Source organism: Aquirufa avitistagni (genome assembly GCF_042715545.1).
GTDB classification, from domain to species: domain Bacteria; phylum Bacteroidota; class Bacteroidia; order Cytophagales; family Spirosomataceae; genus Aquirufa; species Aquirufa avitistagni.
This window is the reverse complement of sequence record NZ_JBBKXZ010000001.1, coordinates 633,250-659,449: the sequence shown is the minus strand read 5'-3', so window position 1 is coordinate 659,449 and position 26,200 is coordinate 633,250. Positions and strand designations below refer to the sequence as shown.

Genomic DNA, 26,200 nt, shown 5'->3' with positions numbered 1-26,200 from the left:
GGCCTTATTTTTATTTACACGAAGTATCAATTTTTAACTGATATTCGCCCCATTCCAAATTGATTTACTCGGCTGAACAAAAGCTAAACTGCCATCTGCATCTTCTGCCATCAAAATCATCCCTTCACTTTCTTGACCCATAATCTTGCGAGGAGCTAAATTCGCTAAGAAAGTCACCTGCTTACCAATAATCGCATCCGGCTCAAAATGCTCCGCAATTCCACTTAAAATCGTGCGGTCTTTGAGGCCATCGTTGACGGTCAACTTCAATAATTTTTTACTTTTCTCCACTTTCTCAGCTGCCGTGATTTGACCGATACGCATATCCATCTTCGCAAATGAGTCAAAATCAATCGTTTCCTTGATTGGAGCAACCTGCTTACTTGCTAGTTCCATCTGTGCTTTTGTCGCTTTTAATTTGTCTACTTGTGCCTGAATGACATCATCCTCCAGCTTCTCGAACAACAAACCTGGATTGGCTAGTTTTTGACCCGCGGGAATCAATTCAAAATTTCCGATCGCTGACCAGTCGGCATCCGCTAACCCAAGAGCTGTACGCAGACGAGCAGCTGTAAATGGAATAAACGGTTCAAGCGCTAAGGACGCATGTGCCACTAATTGTACCGCATAATTCAATACCGTACCTGCTTTGGCGCGATCTTCCTTAATAATTTTCCAAGGTTCCGCATCTGCCAAATACTTATTTCCAATACGTGCAATCTCCATCGCATACACCAAGGCATCGCGGAATTTATAGGTAGCTAAGGCCTGATCTAATTTAGCAGGTATCTCTGCCAAAGCAGCGATAACATCCGCCTCCAAACCTGTTCCAGCCGCTTTTTCAGGTACAATACCCTCAAAATTCTTATCGATTAACACAAAGGCACGATTTACAAAATTGCCCAAAATAGCCACCAACTCAGAATTGTTTTTCGTCTGAAAATCCGCCCAAGTAAAGTCGGCATCTTTCGTTTCTGGACTAGAAGCCGTCAATGCATAACGTAACACATCTTGTTTACCTGGGAATTCTTTCAAATATTCATGCAACCACACCGCCCAATTACGCGAGGTAGAAATCTTATCCCCTTCCAAGTTCATAAACTCGTTCGCCGGAACCTGATCCGCTAATTGATACCCACCATGCGCCATGCACATCGCCGGGAAAATCAAACAGTGAAATACGATATTATCCTTACCAATGAAATGAACAATCCGACTATCCTCCGCCTTCCACCACTTCTCCCAATCAGGGGTTAGTTGGCTCGACATCGACACATAGCCAATCGGCGCATCAAACCACACATATAACACTTTTCCCTCCGTATCAGGTAATGGAATAGGAACTCCCCAGCTCAAATCGCGTGTCATAGCTCGAGGACGCAGGCCATCTTGCAACCAAGATTTTACCTGTCCGCTTACATTTGATTTCCATTCAGGGTGGGAATTCACATATTTTTCTAACTCGCCTTGCCATTGATCCAAGGGCAAAAACCAGTTTTTTGTCTCTTTTAAAATCGGAGAAGCGCCACTCAAGGTAGATTTGGGATGAATCAATTCCGTGGGCGATAATGCTGAACCACATTTTTCACATTGATCTCCATAAGCACCCGGTTGGTGACATTTTGGACAATCTCCCGTAATATATCGATCAGCCAGAAACTGATCCGCCGCCTCATCATAATACTGCTCGGTCACTTCCTCAATGAACTTTCCATCTTGGTAAAGCTTCAAGAAAAAATCCTGAGACATTTTGTGGTGTGCCGGGTCAGAAGTCCGACCATAGATATCAAATGAAATACCAAATTCCTCAAACGAAGCCTTGATTTCTTGATAGTAATAATCAACGACTTGCTGGGGCGTTTTACCCTCCTTTTGCGCTTTAATCGTAATCGGCACCCCATGCTCATCCGTCCCGGAGACAAAAATGACGTCCTGTTTCTTCAACCGCAAGTACCGAACATAGATATCTGCAGGCAAATAACAACCTGCCAAATGACCAATATGAATGGGGCCATTGGCATAAATCAAGGCCGCAGTGACCGTAGTCCGCGCAAAATCCGACATAAGCTAGAGTAAAATGAATTACAAAAATAAGTAAAAATACCTAACGAAAATTTAGAAAGACCACTTGCATCTTCAAAATTATAAGTGTACATTTGCACACAATTTAATTCAAAAGAGAAAAATACATGTTAATTATTTCAATCAAAGAGAACGAGTCAATTGATAAAGCACTTAAGCGCTTTAAGAAAAAGTTTGAAAAAACGGGTGTAGTTAAAGAATTACGTAGAAGATCCGCTTTTGAAAAACCTTCGATTGCTCGTCGTAAGGAAATGATTCGCGCTGCTTACAAGCAGATCACATACGGTAACGTAAACAACTAGTTTACCAAACTCCGAGAAATTGACTACTTTCGAGATATGAATCTGGAAGTAGTCAATTTTTTTTTGGTCCACTTGACCGTTGAGCGCCGACTAAGTAAACATACCACCAGCGCTTATTCCACTGATTTACTTCAATTTTGTGCCTTTTTGGCGTCCGAGTACCCTGAACTCTCGTTGGCCGAAGTACGTGCCCCGATAGTTCGCGCCTGGCTTGCTTCGCTTGCACATGACGACATTCAAAATCGATCTATCAATCGAAAATTAGCTTCCTTACGTACGTTATTCAAATTCATGCTGCGCAGAGGCGACATCCGAGAAAATCCTATGTCGGCCGTACGCATGGTCAAAACCCGTAAAAGCCTCCCCCATTTCGTCCGAGAATCGGAAATGGCCCCCTTATTGGACCTAAATCAAGAACCAGCGTCAACCTTTTCTGAAGCCCGTGACCAGCTCGTACTATTTCTTTTATATGGGACAGGCATGCGCTTGGCTGAATTGATTGAACTACGCATAAATCAAATTAACCTCGCCGCCAAAACGCTTCGTGTTATTGGAAAACGGAATAAGGAACGCATGATACCGATCCCAGATTTATTGGTCCAATTCATCCGCCAATACAATGAACTGAATACCTTTTCGAGTGACTATTTGATTTTAACAGATAAAGGTGAACAAGCTTATCCGATGTTCATACAGCGCTTGATCAAAAAGCAATTGGGAGAAATAAGTACCTCTGAAAAGCTATCGCCGCACATTTTACGCCATAGCTATGCGACCCATTTGCTAAATCGAGGTGCTGATTTGAATGCCATCAAAGAATTATTAGGACACGCGAATCTTGCTGCCACGCAGGTTTACACACATAATTCAATGGAAAAACTAAAAGAGATCTACAAGCAAGCCCACCCAAAAGCCTAACGAATCATAGGGCCCTGTTGGTTTATTTCTGACACATACTCCTCTGTACCAATTCCAACCTGATGAAAACCTGCTGCCATCGCTGCAGCTACCCGCGTCGCGGTCTCCTTCCCTTTGGACAAAGCAAACAAAGAAGGGCCAGAACCTGAAATAGAACAACCCAATGCACCAGCTTCTAGCGCAGCGGCCTTCACCACATCGAACTGAGGAATGAGTATGGCACGAGCGGGCTCGATGATTACATCAACTAATGAACGCCCAATCAGCTGATAATCAGGCAATAACAAGCCAGCCACTAAGCCGGCCACATTCCCCATCTGTGTAATGGTCTTATGTAGTGTAATTTCTCGCTCCAAAATACGGCGGGCATCTTTCGTATTTACCTCTATTTGGGGATGCACAATACTTGCATATAAATCGGAGGGCGTAGGGATTTGAATAATGTCAAGCGGATCATAGCTCCGAATAATCACAAATCCACCTAATAAACTTGGACCTACATTATCTGCATGCGCAGAACCGCAAGCCACGCGTTCTCCTTCCATAGCGAATGGAAGTAATTCTTTTTGGCTTAATGGCTTTCCCATTAATTCATTGGCTGCAAAAACACCCGCTACAGCAGATGCCGCCGAAGAACCCAAACCAGAACCTAAAGGCATATCTTTATGAAGCGACAATTCAAAACCCTGATCAGGCTGACCTATGTGCTCCAAATACTTCATGATGGCGATTCCAGCCGTATTTTTTAATACGTCTTTCGGAAGCCGACCGTCATCTCCGGTGATTTCATTGATTCGAATCCCAGGTGTAGATGACTTGGTCAAAACCACCTCATCTCCTGGATGATTAACGGCGAAGCCGAAGATATCAAATCCACAAGCTACATTGGCTACCGTTGCCGGGGCATATACGCGTATACTTTCCATATTAGGATAAATAGCTACCAATGGACACAATATCTGCAAAAACCCCTGATGCCGTTACTTCAGCACCAGCACCCGGACCTTTAATAACTAATGGTCGGTCATAATAACGCTTTGTCGTAAATGCAATGACATTATCAGCCCCATCCATTTGATAGAAAGGATGATCCGAACCTACCGCACGTAAGCCGATGGTGATTTTCTGATTTTCTAATTTGGCGATATAACGCAAAACTTTGTTTTCAGCATGTGCCGAATTAACTAAGTTCTCAAAATAGGCATTGGCCTTTTCTAACTCATCAAAAAACGCATCTACCGTAGGTGCTTGCTCGCAAGCTTCAGGTATGATTTTTTCAATGGTAATATCAGAAAACTCAAGTTTCATCCCGATTTCCCGACTCAAAATCAAGATTTTACGCGCTACATCCATTCCACTCAAATCTTCCCGTGGATCTGGTTCCGTATACCCTTTGGCTTTCGCCTCATGCAACACGGCAGCAAAAGACTTTCCTGGGACAAATTGATTAAACAAAAAGGATAGTGTACCCGATAGAATTCCTTCAATTTTTTCGAAACGATCTCCAGAAGCGATCAAACCTTGTAAAGTATTGATTACCGGCAAGCCAGCTCCTACATTCGTTTCATACATAAACTTCACTCCTTTTTTCAAGGCCGTTTGATGTAAAGCCGCATACTGGTCGTATGGGCCAGAATTCGCCACTTTATTAGGCGTCACCACCGACACATTTGCCTCAAATAACCCGAGGAAAAAGGGATGAATTTCCTTGCTAGCGGTGCAATCCGCAAAAATAGAATTAGGTAAATTCATGGACTTAATCTCTTCCACAAAGTTCGATAATGAACTTGATTCACCTGATGCATCTAATATCGCCAACGCATCCGTCATGGAAATGCCTGCTTTATCTAGGTATTGTTTGCGGGAATTTGCGATGCCAACTAGCTTAATGCGCAAGCCTTTGAATTTCTCCAAATAGCGTTCCTGACCTACTAATTGGTTTAACAATGTCTTACCAATTAAACCAGTACCTACTAAGAACAAATTCAGGGTTTTGATTTGAGAGAAGAAAAAAGTTTCATGAATGACATTCAATGCCTTGGATAAGTCCTTTTTCTCAATAACTACGGATATATTCAACTCCGAAGAGCCTTGGGCTGTAGCGACAATATTGATACCATTTTTTCCCAAAACAGAGAATAATCGCCCACTCACACCGGTATGCTTGCGCATGCCCTCACCCACCACAGCGATAACGGATAAATCTTTTTGAATATCAATCCCTTCGATATCACCTGACTCAATCTCTTGGGCAAATTCTTTCGCAAGAATCTTATCCACTTTAGCAGCAACTTTGGGATCGATCGCGAAACAAATAGAATGCTCAGAAGACGCTTGCGAAATTAACACAACAGATATCTTCTCCTTCGCTAAAACCGTAAATAGCTTAGCCGAAACACCCGCCACACCAATCATCCCCGATCCTTGCACATTCACTAAAGCCAATTCATCAATGGAACTGATACCTGTAATGATGTACGGACTCGTTGAAGTCTCTTTCGAAACAACCGTACCAGAAAATTGGCGATTAAACGTATTTAGTACACGAATTGGAATGTTTTTCGCAAAAGCAGGCTGTAACGATGGCGGATAAATAACCTTCGCACCGAAATGCGTAAGCTCCATGGCTTCCGCATACGAAATAGATGGAATAGTAAACGCCGCGCCCACCTTGCGTGGATCCGCCGTCATCATCCCATCCACATCAGTCCAAATTTCAATCTCTTGCACACCCAACGAAGCACCTAAAATAGATGCGGTATAATCTGAACCTCCCCTGCCTAAAGTCGTAGTTTCTCCTTGCTCATCTGAAGCAATAAAACCAGTAATTAGTGCTATTTCCGTGTCATACCCCTTAAAGAACTCCTGAATCAAGCCACGAGTCTTTTCGAAATTTACTTCGGCCTTTCCAAATTGCGCATTGGTTTTAATCAACGATCGCGCATCCACGTAAACGACCGGAAGTCCGCGTTGCGTCAAGATTGCTGCAATTAAGGCGGTAGAGAGTCGCTCGCCAAAACTTACTAATAAATCAGAGGTCTTGGGCGAAATCTCTTTGATCAAACCAATACCCTTCAATACATCACGTAATTCATTCACTAAGGTGCGAATCTGGGCAATAACTTGTGACTGTCCGGTAACTGGAATAAAATGCTTTATGATTTCAAAATGCCGCTCCTCCAGTTGTTCAATTAAGGTATTGTTGGTTTTTTGCTTGCCAGCCGCAGCTGCACCAGCCTCAAGTAAGGCATTGGTTACGCCACTCATGGCTGAAAAAACAACGGCAAATTTGGATTTTAACTGATGATTGGCCTCGATAATCGCCAAAACAGATTCGATACTTTCAACGCTCCCACAACTGGTCCCACCGAATTTTAAGATTTTTTCCATTAGAAAAGAAAAATATTTGATCCTTAGCTCTACAAACAGCTAAGTAAAGTCTACAAATATACTAGTTTAGACGGTATTTCCCCTAAGTACGCGATGTCCTTTCCGTAATCTTTTCGAAACTTTCTGATAATTTCCCGATATCACAGAAATATTTCCATCAATCTCAAACATAGCTAAATCCACCAAATTCAAGTCCTCTATCCCATGCTCCCGGATAGAAGCATTTAGTTGATCCGCTGTTAAGTCGGCCTTTTTCATTCCTGCGGCCTGAATTTTTCCTTGATACACCAACAAAATGGGTTCACCTTCTATTACTCGACCCACACTGGGAAATCGGTGTTCAATCTTTTTAAAGGTAAAATTAACCGCAAACAAAGCTAATGCAGCAATCAAGCCACCTACTAGCGTGGTATCATCTCCCACCATCGCATTTTGAACTGAATTAGAAATCAGTAGAATAAATACCAAGTCCACGACAGACAATTGCGCAAATTCCTTTTTCCCAAAAAGTCGAATAGCCGCCACGATGAACACGTAGACGGCTATTGATTTGAGGGCAATGATTCCAAAGCCACCCATAGTTTCTATTTTTTCTTTTCTGCAGCCATAACCATAGACAAGTTATTTTTAGCTGCTAAATCATATACATCAGTTAAATCTTGCACGGAACGCGATTTGTCGATTGAAATAATCAATGAGTTCGCTTTCTTCGTCTTCAAAATTTCTTTCAATTGTGCATCCACTTGGTCTAACACATATGGCTGATCACTTCCATCAATAAAAAAGTTATTATTGGCATCTACCGAAACTCGAATAGATTCCACCACCGGAGGAGTCACTTTCGTTGAGTCAGCCTTTGGCAATAACAGACGAATAGCATCTGGTGAAGCCAACGTCGATATCATCAGGAAAAACATTAAGAGGAAAAACAAAATATCAGCTAATGCGCCTGTTTCAACCTCCGATGCTTCTCTTTCGCGCTTTCTAAAATTCATAAGTCAATTATTTTTTATTCGCTGGCTTGTGCAACAAGTCAATAAAGTCCATCGCCACAATCTCCATCTTGTTAATCGAACGATCGATCATCGTCGTCAAAAGCGTATACATCACATAAGCAATGATACCCACAATTAAACCTGATGCTGACGTCACCATCTTCTCGTAGATACCAGAAGCAATCGTTGAAATTTCGATTTTATTTGACGTTGAAATATTATGGAATGTGCGAATCATACCCGTTACCGTACCCAAAAATCCAAACATCGGAGCAATACGTGCAATCGAACTCAAGATACCTAAGTTCTTTTCCATATTGTAAATCTCAAGCTTCGCTTTATTCTCAATCGCCCCTTCAATCTCACGAATCGGAGATCCTAAACGACCTAAACCACGCTCTAATAAATTAGCAATCGGGAATTTGGAATTTTTACAATAAGTAATGGCTCCTTGAATGTTACCGGCCAACAATAATTCGTTGATGTTGTGAAGGAAATTCTCGTCGATTCGAGAGGTCTTGCGGATATACAAATAACGCTCAATAAACAAAAACAGCGCTGCAGTGAACAAGAACAAAATAGGATACATCACGTATCCCCCTTTTTCTAATAAACTTAGCACTGTAAATTCTTCGACTTGCAAAATTAAATTCAATGGAGAAGACATATAGCTTTGTTGAAATTTTTAATGTTAAATAATTAACTTAAAGATGGTCAATATTATTGTACTTTTCAAAAAATATTCCCCTTTTTTATCGCCTCATCCCGTTGGCTAAACCAAAAACCCTCCTTCAGGCTGTTTGTTGACATCCACATTTCTTCCATCCCAAAATGAGTCAACACCCGGTCTACCAACAAATTAGCATACGGAAAAATTCCTGCACGGAACTCGCGCATACCTGGATAAAGTACCCGCTCATCTGGAACCAGACATTCTATTTCTTGCTTAACCTCATAAAAACACGGTATATCTAAGGCGCGGGCTTGTTTATGAGCAACTCCACCTTTTAATGCATATTCAATATCCCACATCGTTTCGAATGCCCCTGCAGCACCCACAAGTACCTGAGGTACCTGCACCGCACATGCAGCAAATAAAGGCTGCAAATGTTCATCTATATAAGCTATGCAAGCCTCTCTAATAGATAAGTCAAAATAATCCTCCTTATTAAACAAGGACCTTAATTTTAATCCACCCAACTCTAAACTCGTTTTGAAATGAACCTCAGCTCCTTGAAATAAAATAAACTCGACACTTCCACCTCCAATATCCATCAATAAAGTGGGACGCTCCCAAGGTTGTGGCAATGATTGAAATACCCCTTCAAAAATCAAATCCGCCTCACGTAATCCGGAAATTAGTTCAACCTGAATTCCAAAAGAGCGCTGCCATGCTGACATTATTTCCGCCCCATTCGTAGCATTGCGTAAAATACTCGTTGCCAAAGCCGTTATTTCATGAGCTGCACAACCGTGCGTTGCCGCTATCTCGATAAATTCCGTTAAAACAATTTGGGCTCGATCCACCGCTTCCGACTGAATGACTCCAGCTTCCATGGCCCCTTTACCCAATTGAACGGGGCGCTGCAGGTTAGTTAGTATCTGCATGGGCGCATCGGCTTGCGTACAAGAAGCCACCAACAACTGAAAGGTGTTTGTTCCTAAATCAATCCCTGCACGCGTGTAGGCCATCTATTTATTTTTTTGAACAAATTTAGGCCTATTGCGCGTTTATTCTTGAGAAATAAATAATAAATTGGAAGTAATTTCGCTTCAAACCACTTGCCAGTCCTTTATGCTTGATCCAGAATACGACGATAACAGAGAAGACATTCAATCTTCGCTAAAAAGGTTTGAAAAAATGCTCGCGCAAGAAGAGAATTCATTCTTTGATCTGGACACTTTAGAGCAAATTGCGGACCATTATTTCATACAATCGCGTTTCGAAGAAGGACTCAAGGCATGTGATCTTGGACTTTTGCATTTCCCGTATACTTTAGAACTCATAGTCCTCAAAGCTCAAATCTTAGGGGAACTCGAACGCACGGAGGAAGCCATGGAATTAATCGAAAATTCCATTCTATTATTCCCGAATGACACCGATCTTAAATTGGTTAAAGGTTCCTTACTAAGCCAACTGAAACAACATGAAGCAGCGATTGAACAATTTCTAAACGTCATTGAAGCGACAGAGGAAAAAGACGAAGTGTATTTTCGCATTGGCTTATGTTACCTGAATTGGCCTAAACCGCGTGAAGCGGTAGACATGTTTAAAAAGGCATTGGAATTCAACCCAGAGAACGAAAGTGCACTGGTGGAGCTTGCTAACGCACTAGATGAAATTGGCAAAATCGAAGAAAGTATCCCCTTTTATAAGCAATTCATCGACATTGATCCATTCTCATTTACGGCTTGGTACAATTTAGGAATTGCCTATTCCAAGCTTAAACAATACGAAAAAGCCATTGATGCCTATGAATATTCATTGGCCATCGAACCTACCTTCGGGTCTTCGCTCTTCAACTTGGGTAATACCTTCATGAATCTGCAAGAATATGCCAAAGCCGAAGAGGCCTACCGCCTATGCTTACAACACGATGACCCAAATCCAGAGTTATATTGCTGCCTTGGGGCCAGTTTAGAACGTCAGCGTCAATTTGATGAAGCACTAACCTTTTACAAAGAATCTGTCAAAATTGACCCACTTTGGGATGAAGGATATTATGGATTAGCTGTATGCTTGACGGAATTAGATAAGTGGTTTGAGTCGCTACATTTCTTGAAGAAAGCAATTAAGCTCAATGAGGTAAATCCACTTTATTGGACAGGTTTAGCGGATGTAGAAGCCTACCTTGGCAACACAATCTCCGCAGATGAAGCCTACCAAAAATCACTTGAATTAGATTCCTTTTTTGCACCCACGTGGGTAAAATGGGCGCAGTTGCATTATGATTTGGAGGATTTTGAGAAATCTGCCGATATCATGTTGTCGGCCATCGATGAACTACCGGAAGAGGCTGAATTATACTACCGATCGGCCATTTTTCTAATTAAAGCCGGTCAATTCAAGGAAGCTTTCCATTTTTTAGAAACAGGTTTAGTCTTAGATTATGATAAGCACGTGCTTATTTTTGATTATTTCCCTAATCTGGAAACACAAAAAGCTATTTTTAAGTTAATCCAACAGTACAAAAAATAAAACCCTTCCGAACAGGAAATTAACCACTCATCCAAATCACTTTCGAGATACGAAATGCTTTGGTAAATTCGCTTCTTATTCAAATTTAACAAAATGAAAAAATTGTTTTACACGGGTCTTGCGATCCTCCTACTTCAAGGTGCTGCATTTGCGCAACAAAAAGCGAAATCGCTACCTATCCCTGAAAAAGTGACTTCTGCTGAAGGAATCACAGAATACAAATTGGCCAATGGCCTCAAAGTTTTATTATTTCCAGACCCTTCCAAGCAAACCATTACGGTTAACATCACCTACTTAGTGGGTTCTCGCCACGAAGGATATGGTGAAACAGGAATGTCCCACTTATTGGAACACATGGTGTTCAAGGGCACAAAAGAAAAACACAAAGAAGTTGCCAAAGAAATCTCCGATCATGGAGCTCAATTTAATGGCACAACCTGGTTAGATCGAACCAATTACTTCGAAACATTTGCATCCACAGACGAAAATCTAGATTGGGCATTGGATATGGAGGCTGATCGTATGATCAATTCCCGTATTTCAAAAAGTGAATTAGAGACAGAAATGACTGTAGTTCGTAACGAATTTGAAAGTGGCGAAAATGATCCAGGAAGTGTCTTGATGGAGCGTATTGTTTCAACAGCTTTCTTATGGCATAACTACGGTAACTCGACGATTGGAGCTCGCTCTGATATTGAAAAAGTGCCTATCGAGAATTTACAGGCATATTACCGCAAGTATTACCAACCAGACAATGCGGTATTATTAGTAGCTGGTAAATTTGACCCGGTAAAAACATTGAAATTAATCAATGAGAAATTTGGAGTAATTCCACGTCCAGAGCGTGTTTTAACGCCAACTTTCACAGCTGAACCTACACAAGATGGAGAGCGTGAAGTTACATTGCGTCGCGTGGGTGATGTCCAACAAGTAGGTATGGCATATCACATTCCATCTGGTTTACATCCTGACTTTATAGCTTGTGATGTGTTAGTTGACCTATTAACAGATGCTCCATCAGGACGTTTGTACAAAGCTTTAATTGACACGAAGAAAGCATCAAGCCAATCTGGCTTTACTTTTCAGTTAAAAGAGCCTGGTTTGGTATATTTCGGTGCTGAGGTTTTAAAAAGCAAGTCGGTTGATTCTGTCAAAAACATCATGATTGAGACGATTGAGCAGTTCGCGAAAAAAGCACCAACTCAAGAAGAGGTTGATCGTATCAAAACAAAAGGCATTAAGAACATTGAATTGTTGTTGAATAATGCACAACGTGTGGGTGTAGGTCTATCTGAGTATATTGCTCAGGGAGATTGGAGATTATTATTCCATACACGTAATCAATTAGAAAAAGTTACTGCCGCTGATATCCAACGTGTCGCAGCGAAGTATTTCAAATCAGCAAATCGTACGTCGGGAATTTTCTATCCTACGGATAAACCAGATCGCGCAGAAATTCCTGAAGCAAAAGATGTTGCAGAGGTTCTAAAGGACTTTAAAGGAAAAGCTGCAGTTGCGGAAGGAGAAGCATTTGACCCATCACCAAGCAACATTGACTCTCGTACAAAAACGGAGAAAATCGCAGGTATTTCATTGGCATTATTACCAAAGAAAACACGTGGAAACTCTGTATATGCACGTATGACCCTACGTTTTGGAGATGAAAAATCGTTATTGGGAACTTCAACTGCCGCTGACTTAGCTTCGGACATGTTGACAAAAGGAACAGCGAAACACACACGTCAACAGTTCCAAGATGAATTGGATAAACTAAAGGCACGTGTTTCTATTTCAGGCTCACCTTTCCAAGCGAACGTTTCTATCGAGACTACACGTGAGAATTTGATTCCAGCCATGCAATTAGTAGCGGAGGCTTTAAAGCAACCTGTGTTCCCTGCTGATGAGTTTGAGAAGTTGAAGCAAGAAAATTTAACGCAAATCGAAGCTCAGAAAAGTGATCCTCAAGCAAAAGCATCCGAAGTGTTAGGACAATGGAGATCAGGACATTATGCGAAAAATGATGTGCGTTACCAGCCAACTATGGCTGAGCAAACTGAACGTTATTCAAACGCGAAGTTAGAAGAAGCTATTGCTTTCTATAAAGGATTCTATGGTGCTTCAAACGCAACGTTCTCCGTAGTAGGCGATTTTGATGAAGCTGCTGTAAAGGCCTTAATCAAGACTGAATTTGCTGATTGGAAATCACCTAAGCCTTACAAACGCATTGAAGATAAATTCAAAGATGGTATGGGTCAGGTAAAATCAATTGAAACACCAGATAAAGCAAATGCGTTTTTCTTAGCTTACCAACCGCTCAAGATGAATGATTCTGATCCGAATTATGCTGCCATGGAATTAAGTAATTACATGTTAGGTGGCGGTAGTGGATTGAGTTCACGCTTAATGAATCGTATTCGTCAAAAAGATGGTTTATCCTATGGTGTAGGTTCGCAATTTGTTGCGAGTCCACTTGATCAATCCGGTGCATTTATCGGTTATGCTATTTATGCTCCTGAAAATGTAGCGAAGTTAGAAGCTGCATTTAAAGAGGAAATCGAAAAAGCGCTGAAAGAAGGATTCACCCAGAAGGAAATCGATGAAGCGAAGAAATCATGGTTGCAATCGAAGCAAGTTACGCGTTCACAAGACAATGCGTTAGTAGGAACTTTGAACTCGAATATTTACCTAAATAGAAACATGAAGTGGTCTGAAGACTTGGAAAACAAAGTCAAGAACTTAACTTCAGAACAAATCACAGAGGCTATCCGTAAGACGATTGACTTGACAAAAATGTCATTCATCAAAGCCGGTGACTATGAAGGAGCTGCTAAGAAAATGGCAGAAAAAGCAAAGAACACACCTTCTGAATCAGGAGCTGTGGGTGGAGCACCAAAGCAATAAAACATAAAGAGCCGTTCAATGAACGGCTCTTTATGAACAAAAAAGGAGCCCTAAAGCTCCTTTTTTTTATTAACAATACTCTTCAAAAACGCCCTCTAAATGTTGCGCGATTAAAGCAGCCGAACGACCTTCAATGTGATGACGCTCAACAAAGTGAACTAACTCACCATCCTTGAATAAGGCAATTGATGGAGATGATGGAGGATATGGCAAAGTATACTCACGTGCTTTTTGAGTAGATTCTTGATCTACACCCGCAAAAACAGTAGCTAGATTCGTTGGCTTTTTTGCCGAAGCTGAAACCGCCGCTTTAACTCCTGGACGAGCAGTAGAAGCTGAACAACCACAAACTGAATTGATAAATAATAACGTGGTACCTGGCTTAGCCATCGTATCAACAACGTCAGATGCTGATTTCAACTCTTGAAATCCACCTTCAACGATATCCATCCGCATAGGATGTACTAAATGTTCTGGATACATATATTTCTAATTTTTAGTTTTTAAAACACACTTACATAAATCCAAGTTCCAACTTGGCAACTTCTGACATCATATCTTGGGAATATGGCGGATCGAATGTTAGTTCGACAGAAACCTCTGCAATACCTTCCACTTCGCGAACCGCTTTCTCGATATCCACCGGAATACTCTCCGCTGATGGACAAGATGGTGATGTTAAGGTCATCAGGATATAGACATTATTCACGGGAAAAATCTTGATTTCATAGATTAATCCGAGTTCATATACATCAACTGGTATTTCGGGGTCATAGACGGTTTTGATCGCTTTGACAACTTCCTCTTTTAATTCTGCTTCCGTCATACTCATATCTGCTTATGCAATCGCACTAAATGCTACTGCGTAATTCTTCATTTGTTTAACCATCGCCACCAATCCATTTGATCTGGTTTGTGCCAAATGCTGACTCATACCAATCTGTTCAATGAAATATAAATCAGCTTTAATAATTTCTTCTGGCGTATGATTCGATAAAACACGTATCAACATGCTAATCATTCCTTTCACGATAATCGCCTCAGAATCTGCCTGAAAAACAACGAGATCGCCTTGTTTCTCCGCATGTAACCAAACCTTGCTTTGGCATCCTTTAATGACATTATCTTCTGTCTTAAATGATTCCGACATAGGTAAAAGCTTTTTACCTAAATCAATCAAATACTCGTATTTATCAGCCCAGTCATCAAAAAGACCAAACTCTTCAATTAATTCATCTTGGGTATGATTGATCATGCTCATATTACGATAACATCATTAAACAGCGCTTTAGCGCCTTCACAAATAGATCAATTTCTTCTTTGGTGTTGTAAAACGCAAAAGAAGCACGGCAAGTTCCGACTAAATCATAGCGCGCCATTAACGGCTGTGCACAATGATGTCCGGTTCGAATAGCCACACCAAATTTATCTAACAACACGCCGATATCCTGTGGATGCACACCATCAATCACAAAACTAACGACTGCGATTTTCTCATGTGCTTGACCAACAATACGTAAACCGTCAATTTGACTTAATTGTTCAGTAGCATAGTCCAACAATGCTTTTTCTTGCTCCCAGACCGCATTTTGAGGCAAGGATGCTAGGTAATCTAAAGCAAATCCGAAGGCATAAACATCCGCAATATTAGGCGTTCCAGCCTCAAACTTGTACGGTAATTCATTATAGGTCGTTCCTGAAAAACTAACCTCTTTGATCATTTCTCCTCCTCCTTGGTACGGTGGCATAGTTTCCAAAAGCTCACGCTTACCATACAAAACTCCTACGCCCGTTGGCCCAAAAAGTTTATGTGCCGAAAACACAAAGAAATCTAAATCCAATGCCTGTACATCAATATCAAAATGCGCAACAGATTGCGCGCCATCAATCAAAACCTTCGCTCCTACTCGGTGTGCCCAATCGATCATTTGCTTGATCGGATTGATTGTCCCGATGGCATTGGATACGTGATTTACAGCAACCAACTTCACACGATCAGTTAAAAGAGATTGATAGGCCACCATATCGAGTACGCCTAATTCATCTACTGGAATCACTTGAACCTCCGCTCCCGTTTCTTGCGCAATCATTTGCCAAGGAACGATATTGGAATGATGTTCTAAATTTGAAACTAAGATGACATCTCCGGCGGTAAAATTAGCACGGCCATACGTCTGAGCGACTAAATTAATTCCGGCAGTTGTACCTGAAGTAAATATGATTTGATCTGTAGATGGCGCATGTAAAAAGTCTTTCAACTTCGTACGCGTTAATTCATAGCCCGTCGTAGCCCGTTCAGCTAACGTATGTAATCCTCGGTGAATATTGGCATTATCCTGGGTGTAATAACGATTTAACGCATCTATCACTACTTGTGGCTTTTGCGTCGTAGCCGCATTGTCAAAATAGACCAAAGGAGATCCATTGACCTGTTGGTCTAAAATGGGGAAATCCTTCCGAATAAGATTAAGATCTAGTTTTTCTGCCATGATTACACCCCAAGGGCTTGTTGTATTTTAGCGACTACACGATTAGAAATAGATTCTTTTAATGCGGGAATCTCAACCTTATCTATGACTTGCTGAACAAAAGCCAGCATTAACAAGGTCTTGGCTGCATCTTGTGAAATACCACGGGATTGCATGTAAAACAATGCCTCATCACTCAGTTGGCCAGTAGTCGTTCCATGGGAACATTTAACATCGTCTGCCCAAATTTCCAATTGAGGTTTGGTGTTCATGGTTGCCTTTTCTGAAGCCAACACGTTCTTACATGATTGGAATGCATTTGTTTTTTGTGCGTCAGGACGAACAAATATTTTTCCATTAAACACACCCGTTGAATTTCCGAGCAAAACCCCTTTGTACAATTCATTCGATTCGGAATTCGGCATGCGGTGATCTACGACCGTGTGTGAATCCACCAGTTGATTATTGCCAGGCACATATAAACCATTCAAGTTCGAAATGACTTGTTGGCCATCTACATAGAAATGTAAATTATTACGAATTAAACCTCCATTCAGTGAAAAGGTAAACATGTCCACTAAACTTTGGTCCTCTTGATTGATAAACGTATGATCCACATGCGTGGTGGAAAGACCGAAATCCTGTGTTTTGACAAAAGTCAAATGTGCATTTTTGGATACCCAAATTTCCTGCACATAGTTCGATAAAATTGATTTTGAGTCTTCCGATGAAGCTAAATCATCTACCCAAGTTAATGATGCACCTTCTTCCAGGTAAATCAATAATTTGATTTGAATCGCAGAAGCGATACTAACCGAGGCGAAATAGGTATGTAAGATTGGTTTATCGAGCTTCACTCCTTTTTTAACCCAAATGACTTGATGAGAACTTGCTAATGCATCATTCAAATCATACAATGAATTTTGATCCAAAATAGGATTGCGTTCAATGAACGTCCGTATAAATTCAGGATTCTGAGCAGCAAAACTAGCAAAATCAAGATATTCAACTCCAGTAGGCAATGTACCTAATAGCGTCATTTTTCCGTTTTGCGTTAGAATCTCAACGGTATTTTCTAATGCTAATGCGGCTGAATTAACTGACTGCTCTGAAGTATTCCAGTTCCACTCAATATCATTCAGCGATTTCAATGAAGTATATTTCCATTCTTCCCATTTGTTGGTTGGAAAACCTTTAGCTAAAAAACGATCCAATGAAGATTGTTTTTCTTTCGGAAGTGAAATAGTTACTAATGTATCTGTGGCCATAACCTAGTCTACTAATGCTGAAATAATCCAATCGTATCCTTTTTCCTCTAGTTCAAGTGCCAATTCTTTGGTACCTGATTTCACAATACGTCCTTTGTATAACACGTGCACGTAATCAGGAACGATATAATCTAATAAACGCTGGTAGTGTGTCACGACAATCGTGGCATTATCTGGACTTTTTAATTTATTCACTCCTTCGGCAACGATACGCAAGGCATCGATGTCCAAACCAGAGTCAGTTTCATCCAAAATTGCCAATTTAGGTGCTAAAACGGCCATTTGGAAAATCTCATTACGCTTCTTCTCTCCTCCAGAAAAACCTTCATTTAACGAACGAGACAATAATGACTGGTCAATATTGACATAAGCCATTTTCTCTTTAAACATTTTCAAAAACTGAACGGCATCCAAAGGTTCTTCACCGCGATATTTACGGATTTCATTGACTGCCGACTTCATAAAGTTGGTCGTAGAAACACCTGGAATTTCAACAGGATATTGAAAAGCTAAGAATACGCCTTCAGCAGCACGTTCTTCTGGAGCTAAATCGAGTAAATCTTTTCCAAAAAATGAGACAGAACCCGAAGTAACTTCATAATCTTCCCGACCTGCTAGTACGGAAGCTAATGTCGACTTTCCAGATCCATTTGGACCCATGATCGCATGAACCTCTCCTGCTTTAACTTCTAAATTAATTCCTCGTAGAATTTCTTTCTCGCCGATTTGCGCATGTAAATTCGTAATTGACAGCATACGTTTGTTTTTGAAATGGTAGTTGACTGCAAAATTAAAACCATAAATTTTACGAAACCATACTTTATTTAGATTCACTCTAAATAAAGGCAAAATAATTCCAAATTTTATCTATATTTGTGTCGAAATTTAAACGAGATACACATGATCACGATATCAGAATTGGCAGCGGACCGCATCAAGGAATTGCGTCAAAAAGAAGGATTAACAACTGATTTCAACATTCGCGTAGCAGTTGAGGGTGGTGGTTGTTCAGGATTAATGTACAATTTGGATTTCGCATCAGCGCCTCAGGACAATGATGCCATTTTTGAGGACAAGGGAGTTAAAATCATGGTGGACAAAAAATCTATCTTGTATTTGGCAGGAACAGAACTTGATTTCTCGGATGGATTAAATGGAAAAGGTTTTCAATTTAAAAATCCAAATGCTTCGCGCACCTGCGGTTGTGGCGAAAGTTTCTCCATCTAAATTCCTAATGGCATTTGCTTTGACTCAAGAATAAAAGGCTTGAGTAACTGATATACCTGGTAGATGGGCAATCCCATGACGGTATAGAAGGAACCTTCTAATTTTTCAATGCCAGCCATACCAATAAAATCTTGAACACCATAGGCGCCTGCTTTATCTAGTGAAGCACCTCCGCGCACATACCATTCCATTTCCCAGTCGGCCAATTCGCGAAAACGCACCCAAGCAGAATCCGACGCGGTAACCAATCCATTAGGACTCGCCAAAGCGATTCCAGTAACTACTTCATGTGTTTTTCCAGATAATTTTTGAAGCATCCGCAACGCCTCTTGCTTGTCGGCCGGCTTATTCAAAATTTCATTTTCCAATATCACCACCGTATCCGCAGCTAGCACTAATGAATTACCACAGCTTTCGATGAGCGCTTGAGCTTTTCGCTCGGCCAACATAACCGGAACTTGTTGCGGGGGAATATCAGTAGAAAATGACTCATCCACATCTGAAGGCAATACAGCGAACTGAAAACCTGCTTGGGTCAAAATCTCTTTTCGACGTGGGGAATTTGATGCGAGTATAAAAGGTAGTTGAAGGCTAAATGAATCATGCATGTTCAAAAATAAGATTTAATCAGACGTTATTAAAAAGAAATTTTAAAAACATTTGCATTTAATGTAATTACATTTAATTTTGCAACATCAAATTTCAAGTATGGGAATTTCGGAGGATTTAAAACAAAGCAAATTTAATACGCTTACAGGCAAGGCGGTTGTAAATATCATCTATACAGGCAACTGGATGATGCAACAAACGCATGATTTATTAAAACCTTTTGGCTTGACTCCTCAACAATACAATGTGCTCCGTATTTTACGGGGACAACAAAATAATCCCATAACCGTTTTAGGTATCACAGAACGCATGTTGGACAAAATGTCAAATGCTTCGCGCCTTGTCGATAAACTTTTAGAAAAGAAATTAGTTCTAAGACGAGAATGCCCACAAGATCGTCGGGCAGTTGATGTGATCATTTTGCCTGCTGGCCTAACCTTATTAGAAGAGATTGATCAGATTCAACTGGAATGGGAAAAGAACTTCCAAAGAATTGACCAAGAAAAAATGGACACATTGAATGAACTCTTGGATGAATTTAGACACGTATTTACTAACAATTAAACAATAAATAAAATGAAAAAAATAAGCCTAGTTTTAGCCGCTCTTGTGATGAGCATCTCTTCTTTTGCAGCACCAAAACCTGTAAAAGTTAACACAGCATCTAGCTCAATCGCTTGGTATGCAGAAAAAGTAACTGGTAAGCACAACGGAACTGTAGCAATCTCTGCAGGCGCTTTGAATGTAGATGGAAACAAATTAGTTGGCGGTAACTTCACAATTGATTTGAAAACAATCAAGGCATTAGACATTACAGATCCTACCTACAACCAAAAGTTCATCGGTCACATCTCTTCAGGAGACTTTTTTGAAGTGGAGAAATTCCCAACGGCTACTTTTGTGATCACTAAAATCGCAGGTAACCAAATCACTGGAAATTTGACAATCAAAGGGATCACAAAATCTATTTCTTTCCCAGCTGAAATTTCAGTTAAAGGAGGAAAGGTAGCTGCTAAAGCATCAATCACGATTGACCGTACGGATTACAACATCCAATATGGTTCGAAAAAATTCTTTGATTCAATTGGCGACAAGGCGATCATGGATGATTTCAAATTAGTTGTTTCTTTAGTTAGCGAGTAATTCAATCCGCTTTCAAGCCGAGGGTTACGAAGTAATCCTCGGCTTATTTTTTACTTTAAAATCAACAATATGTCTTTAATTAATGATTTATCTTGGCGATATGCAGCCAAGCGCATGAATGGAAATAAGGTTTCAGCCGATAAAATTGAAAGCTTATTAGATGCAATCCGCCTTTCAGCATCTGGTTTTGGTTTACAGCCCTATCACATTTTTGTTATTGAGAACCCCGAATTACGGGCACAGATTCAACCGATAGCGTATGGCCAACCGCAAGTAACGGAATCTTCGCATCTATTGGTTTTTGCCGCATGGAACGAAGTGACAGAGGAAAAAATCGATTCATTTATTCAATTGGTTTCGGAGACACGTAACGCTCCTTTGGAAGCATTAGCGGATTACCGTGGTGCAATTGCAGGAAGTATGTTAAGACTTACTCCAGCAGCACAAGCGAATTGGGCTGATCGCCAAGTCTATTTAGCTATGGGTACTGCCCTGGCAGCTGCTGCTGAATTACAGATTGATTCAACTCCTATGGAAGGATTTATGCCGGCTAAACTGGATGAATTATTAGATTTAGCTTCTCAAGGCTTACACTCTGTATTAATGCTCGCAGTAGGCGAACGTGATGCAGATGCAGACTTCATGGCTAAGGCTAAAAAAGTGCGTTATGCCAAAGAAAAACTATTTATTCGCATGTAATCGAATGTTGTATCGTTTTCAAAAGGCTCCTTCGGGAGCCTTTTTTTTTATCAGTTTTTTAGTCAAATACAGAATGAACAAGTCATAATTTGAATGAGTATTTACAGGTGACCCCACTACTTTTATACTGCCATCGCGACGCAAATCAAATTCACCTTTAAACATGAAAATCAATGAAAAATGAATGGATTACCCTAGATAATTTTAGTAATTATGAACTTAGTTGGCATGAACAAATGCACATCGAGGCAGGAGGTTTTTGGGAGGTAGTTGGCATAATCTGTGGCGTTTTAGCCGTTGTCGCTATTGTCTATTTAATAGGTGGTGCGGCCGTCATCTTAGCACTTTAACGCATCGTATAATCGAACATAACATGGAACTCGAAAAATTCAATAGACTCGAATTGAGTCAGCAGGAGATGCATGAAATCTCCGGAGGAAATTGGTGGTCTGATTTCAAATCAGGCTTTGAAGAGGGATTCAATTGGGCCATTGGCGTCATTAGAGATTTGATTTCCTTTTCAGATGAATTAAAAACACTAGCTAAATAAGATGAATCAAGATCCGATCCGTGAACTACAGGCTAAAATCAATCATCAAAAACAATTGATTTCAGAAACACATACAAACAAAAACCAAACAATCGAATTAACGATTAATGGTCATTTCGAAATAACGAAACTGTATATCTTGCCGGAAGTGGCACACGAAACGTTGGCGATGGATTTACCGAGTGTCCTTACCGAAGGAATTAAATCTGTGAGTGAAAAAATTCACCAGGTATTGATGGAATTTCAAGCAGCCAACTCATAAGTTGGCTGCTTACATTAACTCCCGAACATCCACCTTAAAATAATCGGCAATTGCTTGCAATCTCTCTACGCTTAATTTGGTTTTTCCCGCCTCAATTTTAGCATACGTACTTTGCGTGATTTTTAAATTAAACGCAACGGCCTCTTGCGAAATGTGGCGTTCTTCCCGTAAAGTTCGTAGGTTAATGAGTAGCTGGGACATCTTCGATTTGGATAAAAACAAATCTACACGAATCTAGCAGGCATCAAAGCGAAAAAACTGATTATAAAAATCAGTTGACTTATAAATTTAGAAACTCATCCAATGAAACCACAGGGCTTAAACCTAATTTGGCACCTTCACGCACAAGTAAATCCCATCCTGAAGCTAAGTCATTTCGGATATGTCCCTCTAAAATTGCTTCGCGAATAGTGACTTTAATTTGACCAATTTCTTTGCCCGGTCCTAAATCAAACACGTGCATAATGATCTCTCCCGTAATAACAGGCTGGAAATTTCGCAATGAATCGCTCGCTTCAACTTCTTTCAATTTCAACTCGACGATATCGAAATTTCGTAAATACCGTTTGACTTTGTCTCCATTTTTTGATGTTATGTCGGCCCTACAAAGTGTCATTAAAGCCTCCAACTCCTCCCCTGCTTCGAACAACAAACGGCGTAAAGCGGAATCAGTAATTTCTTCTTTGGAGAGGGCAATGGGTCTTAGGTGTAAACGGACTAATTTTTGCACCAACTTCATTTTTTCGTTCAGAGGCAATTTGAAGCGCTTAAAAATCGCAGGAACCTGACGTGCTCCCATTTCTTCATGGCCGTGAAACGTCCAGCCTTTCCCCTGCACAAAACGTTTTGTTTGAGGTTTCGCAATATCATGCAAGATGGCCGCCCAGCGCCACCACAAGTCATTGGTATGTAAGGCAATATTATCCAACACTTGAAGTGTATGGTAAAAATTATCCTTGTGACCCTTTCCATCCTCTGTATCCACCCCCTTCAATTTCATGAATTCAGGAAAAATAAGTGGCAAAATCCCACAGGCATCTAATAACAAAAAGCCATAAGAAGGCTTTTGACATAAAATAATCTTGTTCAATTCATCCGTAATGCGCTCCATAGAGATAATCGACAAACGATCTTTCTCCGTTTGAAGTGCATCAAAAGTCTCCGGTAAAATATCAAAGCCTAATTGACTTGCAAAGCGAATGGCGCGCATCATCCGTAAGGGATCATCCGAAAACGTAATGCCAGGCGCCAAAGGAGTTCGAATGCATTTAGCCTCAATATCCGCTATACCGCCAAATGGATCAAGTAAATGTCCCCAATTAGCCTCATTCAATTGAACGGCTAACGCATTGATGGTGAAGTCTCGCCGATTTTGATCATCCGCTAATGTGCCTTCCATGACGAGCGGTTTGCGCGAATCGCGCTGATAGGACTCTTTTCGGGCACCCACAAACTCAAGCTCCCAATCATCTACCTTTAACATCGCCGTACCAAAATTCTTAAATATAGACACTGCGTGATCAGGCAATTCAAACTCCCGAGCAACTTGCTCAGCGAGTTCAATACCGGAACCAATACAAACAATGTCGATATCCTTACATGGCCGACCTAATATATGGTCTCTCACATAACCTCCTACCACATACGCATCGATGTTCAATCGATCTGCCGCTTGTCCAATCCGTTTAAATATACCTTCCTCGATGATGGCTAATCCCTGCATACTTACGATCTAATCATTGAAAATTCGCCCCCAAGCCCTAATTTGACTATTTTTGAGGGCTTAGTACCTGCTTGCTTCGCCTGAGGAGCTTGTAATATAAAATCAACCTGATCTTTTATTTCGGTTGAAATTGACGCAAAATCAATCGGAGATGGACTCCCAGATATATTGGCCGAAGTCGAAACAATTGCCCGCTGATACCGATACACCAAGCCCTTGCAAAATTCATCTTTCAGCAACCGGATAGCAATAGAGCCATCAGGACCCAATAAATGTTTCGATACATTTTTCCCTTTGGGATAAATAACGGTCAATGGATCCTCCGCAAACTCAACCAAATCCCAAGCAATTTCTGGCACCTCCTCCACATACTCACTTAATTGTTCAATTTTTGATATTAGAACAATCAATCCTTTCTCTGCGGGCCGTTGTTTAATTTGCCAAATTTTCTCAATCGCAGCATCTTGACGCACATCACAACCTATACCCCAAATGGTATCCGTGGGATATAAAATTACTCCTCCAGCTTTTAACGATGCAATGGCATCTTGGTACAGATTTTGCATAATGGGCACAAAGGTAGCAATGTTTACCCGTAATTGGCTACCTTTGCGGTTTCAAAATCAACACGCTATTTGATTTAAATATGTTGCAAATTCAAAATTCCCTATGTGCAAGTATCTGCCTTGGCCTTCGTCAATTGTTCGCTATTGAAGCTAGTGATCTAAGCTTACAAGAGACAAAGAAGGAGTTTGAAGGCACCTACACATTCGTCGTTTTTCCCTACACCAAACAAGCAGGCATGGCACCGCCCATGATCGCACAAAAATTAGGTGAATTTGTGCAGACCGATAATAACCTGGTTAGTGGTTTTCAAGTGGTTCAAGGATTCTTGAATTTAAGTTTAACAGAAGAAACCTGGGTATCAATTTTAGCGGAAAGCTTAGCGGACACCCAAGCGTTCCAGTTGGCTCCTAAAAAGGAGACCGTATTAATTGAATATTCCTCTCCTAACACCAACAAGCCTTTACACTTAGGCCATTTACGCAATAATTTCCTTGGATATTCCGTCGCGCAAATCATGCAAGCGGCTGGCTATGAAGTCATTAAAACTAATTTGGTCAATGACCGAGGTATTCATATTTGCAAGTCGATGCTCGCTTACCAATTATTTGGCCAAGGAGAAACGCCTGAATCAAGTGGTACAAAAGGTGACCACCTGGTGGGTAAATATTATGTAGCTTTTGACAAAGCCTACAAAGAAGAAATTGAAACGCTTAAAAAAGCCGGCAAAACAGAAGACCAAGCAAAGGCAGAAGCTCCAATCCTAGTGCAAGCGCAGGCCATGTTACTTGCTTGGGAACAACAAGACCCGGAGGTACTCGCACTCTGGGAACGCATGAATTCGTGGGTTTTTGCTGGTTTTGAGAAATCATACGCGCAAATGGGTGTTGATTTTGACAAAATTTACCGCGAATCAAATACCTATTTATTAGGAAAACAATTGGTCGACGAAGGCCTGGACCAAGGTGTATTCTATAAAAAACCAGACGGTTCTGTTTGGATTAATTTAGAAGCAGAAGGGCTGGATGAAAAACTAGTCTTGCGTAAAGATGGAACTTCCGTATATATCACTCAGGACATGGGGACGGCCCAGTTAAAATACGGTGATTTTGGCGCTAAACAGTCTATTTATGTCGTTGGTAACGAACAAGACTATCATTTCGAAGTTCTTTTCCACATTCTTAAAAAATTGAATAAACCATTCTCTACAGGCAATTTCCATCTTTCCTATGGGATGGTTGACTTGCCTAGCGGAAAAATGAAGTCGAGAGAAGGCACGGTTGTTGATGCAGATGATCTGATGGCTGAGATGGTTCAAACGGCCAAAGACCGCACCTTGGAACTTGGGAAGATAGATGGGTTTTCGGACGAAGAATCAAATGCTTTATTTAACCAATTGGGCATGGGAGCGCTGAAATATTTCTTATTGAAAGTAGATCCTAAAAAACGCATGCTATTTAATCCGGCAGAATCCATTGATTTTCAAGGGAATACGGGGCCATTTATCCAATATACACATGCCCGCATCAAATCAATTATTCGCAAAGCGACCGAATTGAACCTGAACACAACTTGGGCAGTTGGCCCAACGATTACCCTAGCGGCAGCCGAAAAAGAATTAGTCTATTTAGTTGCTCAATATAAATTGAAAATTGAAGAAGCGGCTACGCAATTAGCTCCTTCGGTCATCGCACAATACGTGTATGATTTGGCAAAGGAATTCAATAAATTTTACAATGAATTGAGCATCATTAATGAAGAAGATGAAACGAAACAAAAGATTCGCTTATCTTTAGTGGAGCTAACCGGCAAAACAATTCAGCAAGCCGCGAAGTTATTAGGAGTAATCGTCCCAGAACGGATGTAAATGAAACGTAAAAAACTAATTTTCACCATTTTA

At 40.8% G+C, this 26,200-nt stretch carries 29 protein-coding genes; 12 read left to right on the top strand and 17 right to left on the bottom strand.

Translation table 11 applies throughout. The features are described from left to right. Nucleotides 1-33 precede the first annotated feature (33 nt). Complete coding sequence (gene metG, locus U0R10_RS02770; protein WP_377982262.1) at nucleotides 34-2,064, bottom strand: methionine--tRNA ligase; 2,031 nt, start codon at nucleotides 2,062-2,064, stop codon at nucleotides 34-36. 125 nt (nucleotides 2,065-2,189) lie between these two features. On the opposite strand from metG, the gene rpsU reads away from it, so the two are divergent. Then, nucleotides 2,190-2,384: a 30S ribosomal protein S21 gene (gene rpsU, locus U0R10_RS02765; protein ID WP_377982260.1), complete on the top strand. Its 195-nt coding sequence runs from the start codon at nucleotides 2,190-2,192 to the stop codon at nucleotides 2,382-2,384. Between the two features lie 36 nt (nucleotides 2,385-2,420). Next, nucleotides 2,421-3,302 carry a tyrosine-type recombinase/integrase gene (locus U0R10_RS02760; RefSeq protein ID WP_377982258.1) on the top strand — a complete coding sequence of 294 codons (882 nt, stop codon included), beginning with the start codon at nucleotides 2,421-2,423 and terminating at the stop codon, nucleotides 3,300-3,302. Here U0R10_RS02760 and U0R10_RS02755 read toward each other — a convergent pair. The 6 genes from U0R10_RS02755 to U0R10_RS02730 form a co-directional block, all read right to left on the bottom strand. Then, nucleotides 3,299-4,228, bottom strand: a complete 930-nt coding sequence (locus U0R10_RS02755) for a homoserine kinase (protein WP_377982257.1) — start codon at nucleotides 4,226-4,228, stop codon at nucleotides 3,299-3,301. The two genes, U0R10_RS02760 and U0R10_RS02755, sit on opposite strands and share 4 nt — an antisense overlap. 1 nt (nucleotide 4,229) lies before the next feature. Beyond that, on the bottom strand, nucleotides 4,230-6,692 hold the full coding sequence (gene thrA, locus U0R10_RS02750) for a bifunctional aspartate kinase/homoserine dehydrogenase I (RefSeq protein ID WP_377982255.1): 2,463 nt from the start codon (nucleotides 6,690-6,692) through the stop codon (nucleotides 4,230-4,232). Between the two features lie 66 nt (nucleotides 6,693-6,758). After that, on the bottom strand, nucleotides 6,759-7,271 hold the full coding sequence (locus U0R10_RS02745; protein WP_377982253.1) for a DUF421 domain-containing protein: 513 nt from the start codon (nucleotides 7,269-7,271) through the stop codon (nucleotides 6,759-6,761). Nucleotides 7,272-7,276: 5 nt separating this feature from the next. Next, on the bottom strand, nucleotides 7,277-7,687 hold the full coding sequence (locus U0R10_RS02740) for an ExbD/TolR family protein (RefSeq protein ID WP_377982251.1): 411 nt from the start codon (nucleotides 7,685-7,687) through the stop codon (nucleotides 7,277-7,279). Between the two features lie 7 nt (nucleotides 7,688-7,694). After that, complete coding sequence (locus U0R10_RS02735) at nucleotides 7,695-8,354, bottom strand: MotA/TolQ/ExbB proton channel family protein (protein ID WP_377982250.1); 660 nt, start codon at nucleotides 8,352-8,354, stop codon at nucleotides 7,695-7,697. Between the two features lie 65 nt (nucleotides 8,355-8,419). Beyond that, nucleotides 8,420-9,379, bottom strand: a complete 960-nt coding sequence (locus tag U0R10_RS02730; protein ID WP_377982248.1) for a Ppx/GppA phosphatase family protein — start codon at nucleotides 9,377-9,379, stop codon at nucleotides 8,420-8,422. A 103-nt stretch (nucleotides 9,380-9,482) separates the two neighbouring features. Between U0R10_RS02730 and U0R10_RS02725 the strand changes: the two genes are divergently transcribed. Both U0R10_RS02725 and U0R10_RS02720 read left to right on the top strand, forming a co-directional pair. Further along, nucleotides 9,483-10,886: a tetratricopeptide repeat protein gene (locus U0R10_RS02725; protein ID WP_377982246.1), complete on the top strand. Its 1,404-nt coding sequence runs from the start codon at nucleotides 9,483-9,485 to the stop codon at nucleotides 10,884-10,886. A gap of 93 nt (nucleotides 10,887-10,979) precedes the next feature. After that, the gene (locus U0R10_RS02720) at nucleotides 10,980-13,787 is read left to right on the top strand and encodes a M16 family metallopeptidase (protein ID WP_377982244.1); all 2,808 of its coding nucleotides are present in this window, start codon (nucleotides 10,980-10,982) and stop codon (nucleotides 13,785-13,787) included. A gap of 69 nt (nucleotides 13,788-13,856) precedes the next feature. On the opposite strand, the gene U0R10_RS02715 is transcribed toward U0R10_RS02720, so the two are convergent. The 6 genes from U0R10_RS02715 to sufC are packed head-to-tail and all read right to left on the bottom strand — an operon-like array spanning nucleotide 13,857 to nucleotide 18,279. Then, nucleotides 13,857-14,270, bottom strand: a complete 414-nt coding sequence (locus tag U0R10_RS02715; RefSeq protein WP_377982242.1) for a BrxA/BrxB family bacilliredoxin — start codon at nucleotides 14,268-14,270, stop codon at nucleotides 13,857-13,859. A gap of 31 nt (nucleotides 14,271-14,301) precedes the next feature. Next, nucleotides 14,302-14,613 carry an iron-sulfur cluster assembly protein gene (locus U0R10_RS02710; protein ID WP_315576559.1) on the bottom strand — a complete coding sequence of 104 codons (312 nt, stop codon included), beginning with the start codon at nucleotides 14,611-14,613 and terminating at the stop codon, nucleotides 14,302-14,304. A 12-nt stretch (nucleotides 14,614-14,625) separates the two neighbouring features. Further along, nucleotides 14,626-15,048, bottom strand: a complete 423-nt coding sequence (locus U0R10_RS02705) for a SufE family protein (protein WP_377982240.1) — start codon at nucleotides 15,046-15,048, stop codon at nucleotides 14,626-14,628. 1 nt (nucleotide 15,049) lies between these two features. Then, the gene (locus U0R10_RS02700) at nucleotides 15,050-16,276 is read right to left on the bottom strand and encodes a cysteine desulfurase (protein WP_377982238.1); all 1,227 of its coding nucleotides are present in this window, start codon (nucleotides 16,274-16,276) and stop codon (nucleotides 15,050-15,052) included. A 2-nt stretch (nucleotides 16,277-16,278) separates the two neighbouring features. Then, entirely contained in the window at nucleotides 16,279-17,523 is a 1,245-nt protein-coding gene (sufD, locus tag U0R10_RS02695; RefSeq protein WP_377982236.1) for a Fe-S cluster assembly protein SufD, read from the bottom strand. Nucleotides 17,524-17,526: 3 nt separating this feature from the next. Then, nucleotides 17,527-18,279, bottom strand: a complete 753-nt coding sequence (sufC, locus tag U0R10_RS02690; RefSeq protein ID WP_377982234.1) for a Fe-S cluster assembly ATPase SufC — start codon at nucleotides 18,277-18,279, stop codon at nucleotides 17,527-17,529. A gap of 144 nt (nucleotides 18,280-18,423) precedes the next feature. On the opposite strand from sufC, the gene U0R10_RS02685 reads away from it, so the two are divergent. Next, entirely contained in the window at nucleotides 18,424-18,750 is a 327-nt protein-coding gene (locus U0R10_RS02685; RefSeq protein ID WP_377982232.1) for a HesB/IscA family protein, read from the top strand. Here U0R10_RS02685 and U0R10_RS02680 read toward each other — a convergent pair. After that, nucleotides 18,747-19,358: a Maf family protein gene (locus tag U0R10_RS02680; protein ID WP_377982230.1), complete on the bottom strand. Its 612-nt coding sequence runs from the start codon at nucleotides 19,356-19,358 to the stop codon at nucleotides 18,747-18,749. The two genes, U0R10_RS02685 and U0R10_RS02680, sit on opposite strands and share 4 nt — an antisense overlap. 100 nt (nucleotides 19,359-19,458) lie before the next feature. Between U0R10_RS02680 and U0R10_RS02675 the strand changes: the two genes are divergently transcribed. The 6 genes from U0R10_RS02675 (at nucleotide 19,459) to U0R10_RS02650 (ending at nucleotide 22,013) form a co-directional block, all read left to right on the top strand. Further along, the gene (locus tag U0R10_RS02675) at nucleotides 19,459-19,923 is read left to right on the top strand and encodes a MarR family winged helix-turn-helix transcriptional regulator (protein ID WP_377982228.1); all 465 of its coding nucleotides are present in this window, start codon (nucleotides 19,459-19,461) and stop codon (nucleotides 19,921-19,923) included. 12 nt (nucleotides 19,924-19,935) lie between these two features. After that, nucleotides 19,936-20,502 (top strand): YceI family protein, encoded by a 567-nt coding sequence (locus tag U0R10_RS02670; protein WP_377982226.1) that lies wholly within the window; start codon nucleotides 19,936-19,938, stop codon nucleotides 20,500-20,502. A 69-nt stretch (nucleotides 20,503-20,571) separates the two neighbouring features. Continuing rightward, a complete protein-coding gene (locus U0R10_RS02665; protein ID WP_377982224.1) occupies nucleotides 20,572-21,201 on the top strand; it encodes an NAD(P)H-dependent oxidoreductase in 630 nt (209 codons plus the stop codon). Nucleotides 21,202-21,374: 173 nt separating this feature from the next. Then, complete coding sequence (locus U0R10_RS02660) at nucleotides 21,375-21,551, top strand: hypothetical protein (protein WP_377982222.1); 177 nt, start codon at nucleotides 21,375-21,377, stop codon at nucleotides 21,549-21,551. 23 nt (nucleotides 21,552-21,574) lie between these two features. After that, entirely contained in the window at nucleotides 21,575-21,751 is a 177-nt protein-coding gene (locus U0R10_RS02655; RefSeq protein ID WP_377982220.1) for a hypothetical protein, read from the top strand. A 1-nt stretch (nucleotide 21,752) separates the two neighbouring features. Further along, nucleotides 21,753-22,013, top strand: coding sequence for a hypothetical protein (locus tag U0R10_RS02650; protein ID WP_377982218.1), 261 nt, complete (start codon nucleotides 21,753-21,755; stop codon nucleotides 22,011-22,013). Nucleotides 22,014-22,022: 9 nt separating this feature from the next. On the opposite strand, the gene U0R10_RS02645 is transcribed toward U0R10_RS02650, so the two are convergent. From U0R10_RS02645 to U0R10_RS02635, 3 genes are all read right to left on the bottom strand, one after another. Then, nucleotides 22,023-22,214: a helix-turn-helix domain-containing protein gene (locus tag U0R10_RS02645; RefSeq protein ID WP_377982216.1), complete on the bottom strand. Its 192-nt coding sequence runs from the start codon at nucleotides 22,212-22,214 to the stop codon at nucleotides 22,023-22,025. Between the two features lie 79 nt (nucleotides 22,215-22,293). Beyond that, nucleotides 22,294-23,736, bottom strand: coding sequence for a CCA tRNA nucleotidyltransferase (locus U0R10_RS02640; protein ID WP_377982215.1), 1,443 nt, complete (start codon nucleotides 23,734-23,736; stop codon nucleotides 22,294-22,296). A 2-nt stretch (nucleotides 23,737-23,738) separates the two neighbouring features. After that, on the bottom strand, nucleotides 23,739-24,302 hold the full coding sequence (locus tag U0R10_RS02635; RefSeq protein WP_377982213.1) for an L-threonylcarbamoyladenylate synthase: 564 nt from the start codon (nucleotides 24,300-24,302) through the stop codon (nucleotides 23,739-23,741). 83 nt (nucleotides 24,303-24,385) lie between these two features. Between U0R10_RS02635 and argS the strand changes: the two genes are divergently transcribed. Beyond that, on the top strand, nucleotides 24,386-26,167 hold the full coding sequence (gene argS / locus U0R10_RS02630; protein WP_377983005.1) for an arginine--tRNA ligase: 1,782 nt from the start codon (nucleotides 24,386-24,388) through the stop codon (nucleotides 26,165-26,167). Nucleotides 26,168-26,200 lie beyond the last annotated feature (33 nt).

Bases quoted from the DNA above. Each gene is read 5' to 3' on its own strand.
- metG (WP_377982262.1), bottom strand. From the start codon at position 2,064: ATGTCGGATTTTGCGCGGACTACGGTCACTGCGGCCTTGATTTATGCC.
- rpsU (WP_377982260.1), top strand. From the start codon at position 2,190: ATGTTAATTATTTCAATCAAAGAGAACGAGTCAATTGATAAAGCACTT.
- U0R10_RS02760 (WP_377982258.1), top strand. From the start codon at position 2,421: ATGAATCTGGAAGTAGTCAATTTTTTTTTGGTCCACTTGACCGTTGAG.
- U0R10_RS02755 (WP_377982257.1), bottom strand. From the start codon at position 4,228: ATGGAAAGTATACGCGTATATGCCCCGGCAACGGTAGCCAATGTAGCT.
- thrA (WP_377982255.1), bottom strand. From the start codon at position 6,692: ATGGAAAAAATCTTAAAATTCGGTGGGACCAGTTGTGGGAGCGTTGAA.
- U0R10_RS02745 (WP_377982253.1), bottom strand. From the start codon at position 7,271: ATGGGTGGCTTTGGAATCATTGCCCTCAAATCAATAGCCGTCTACGTG.
- U0R10_RS02740 (WP_377982251.1), bottom strand. From the start codon at position 7,687: ATGAATTTTAGAAAGCGCGAAAGAGAAGCATCGGAGGTTGAAACAGGC.
- U0R10_RS02735 (WP_377982250.1), bottom strand. From the start codon at position 8,354: ATGTCTTCTCCATTGAATTTAATTTTGCAAGTCGAAGAATTTACAGTG.
- U0R10_RS02730 (WP_377982248.1), bottom strand. From the start codon at position 9,379: ATGGCCTACACGCGTGCAGGGATTGATTTAGGAACAAACACCTTTCAG.
- U0R10_RS02725 (WP_377982246.1), top strand. From the start codon at position 9,483: ATGCTTGATCCAGAATACGACGATAACAGAGAAGACATTCAATCTTCG.
- U0R10_RS02720 (WP_377982244.1), top strand. From the start codon at position 10,980: ATGAAAAAATTGTTTTACACGGGTCTTGCGATCCTCCTACTTCAAGGT.
- U0R10_RS02715 (WP_377982242.1), bottom strand. From the start codon at position 14,270: ATGTATCCAGAACATTTAGTACATCCTATGCGGATGGATATCGTTGAA.
- U0R10_RS02710 (WP_315576559.1), bottom strand. From the start codon at position 14,613: ATGACGGAAGCAGAATTAAAAGAGGAAGTTGTCAAAGCGATCAAAACC.
- U0R10_RS02705 (WP_377982240.1), bottom strand. From the start codon at position 15,048: ATGAGCATGATCAATCATACCCAAGATGAATTAATTGAAGAGTTTGGT.
- U0R10_RS02700 (WP_377982238.1), bottom strand. From the start codon at position 16,276: ATGGCAGAAAAACTAGATCTTAATCTTATTCGGAAGGATTTCCCCATT.
- sufD (WP_377982236.1), bottom strand. From the start codon at position 17,523: ATGGCCACAGATACATTAGTAACTATTTCACTTCCGAAAGAAAAACAA.
- sufC (WP_377982234.1), bottom strand. From the start codon at position 18,279: ATGCTGTCAATTACGAATTTACATGCGCAAATCGGCGAGAAAGAAATT.
- U0R10_RS02685 (WP_377982232.1), top strand. From the start codon at position 18,424: ATGATCACGATATCAGAATTGGCAGCGGACCGCATCAAGGAATTGCGT.
- U0R10_RS02680 (WP_377982230.1), bottom strand. From the start codon at position 19,358: ATGCATGATTCATTTAGCCTTCAACTACCTTTTATACTCGCATCAAAT.
- U0R10_RS02675 (WP_377982228.1), top strand. From the start codon at position 19,459: ATGGGAATTTCGGAGGATTTAAAACAAAGCAAATTTAATACGCTTACA.
- U0R10_RS02670 (WP_377982226.1), top strand. From the start codon at position 19,936: ATGAAAAAAATAAGCCTAGTTTTAGCCGCTCTTGTGATGAGCATCTCT.
- U0R10_RS02665 (WP_377982224.1), top strand. From the start codon at position 20,572: ATGTCTTTAATTAATGATTTATCTTGGCGATATGCAGCCAAGCGCATG.
- U0R10_RS02660 (WP_377982222.1), top strand. From the start codon at position 21,375: ATGAAAAATGAATGGATTACCCTAGATAATTTTAGTAATTATGAACTT.
- U0R10_RS02655 (WP_377982220.1), top strand. From the start codon at position 21,575: ATGGAACTCGAAAAATTCAATAGACTCGAATTGAGTCAGCAGGAGATG.
- U0R10_RS02650 (WP_377982218.1), top strand. From the start codon at position 21,753: ATGAATCAAGATCCGATCCGTGAACTACAGGCTAAAATCAATCATCAA.
- U0R10_RS02645 (WP_377982216.1), bottom strand. From the start codon at position 22,214: ATGTCCCAGCTACTCATTAACCTACGAACTTTACGGGAAGAACGCCAC.
- U0R10_RS02640 (WP_377982215.1), bottom strand. From the start codon at position 23,736: ATGCAGGGATTAGCCATCATCGAGGAAGGTATATTTAAACGGATTGGA.
- U0R10_RS02635 (WP_377982213.1), bottom strand. From the start codon at position 24,302: ATGCAAAATCTGTACCAAGATGCCATTGCATCGTTAAAAGCTGGAGGA.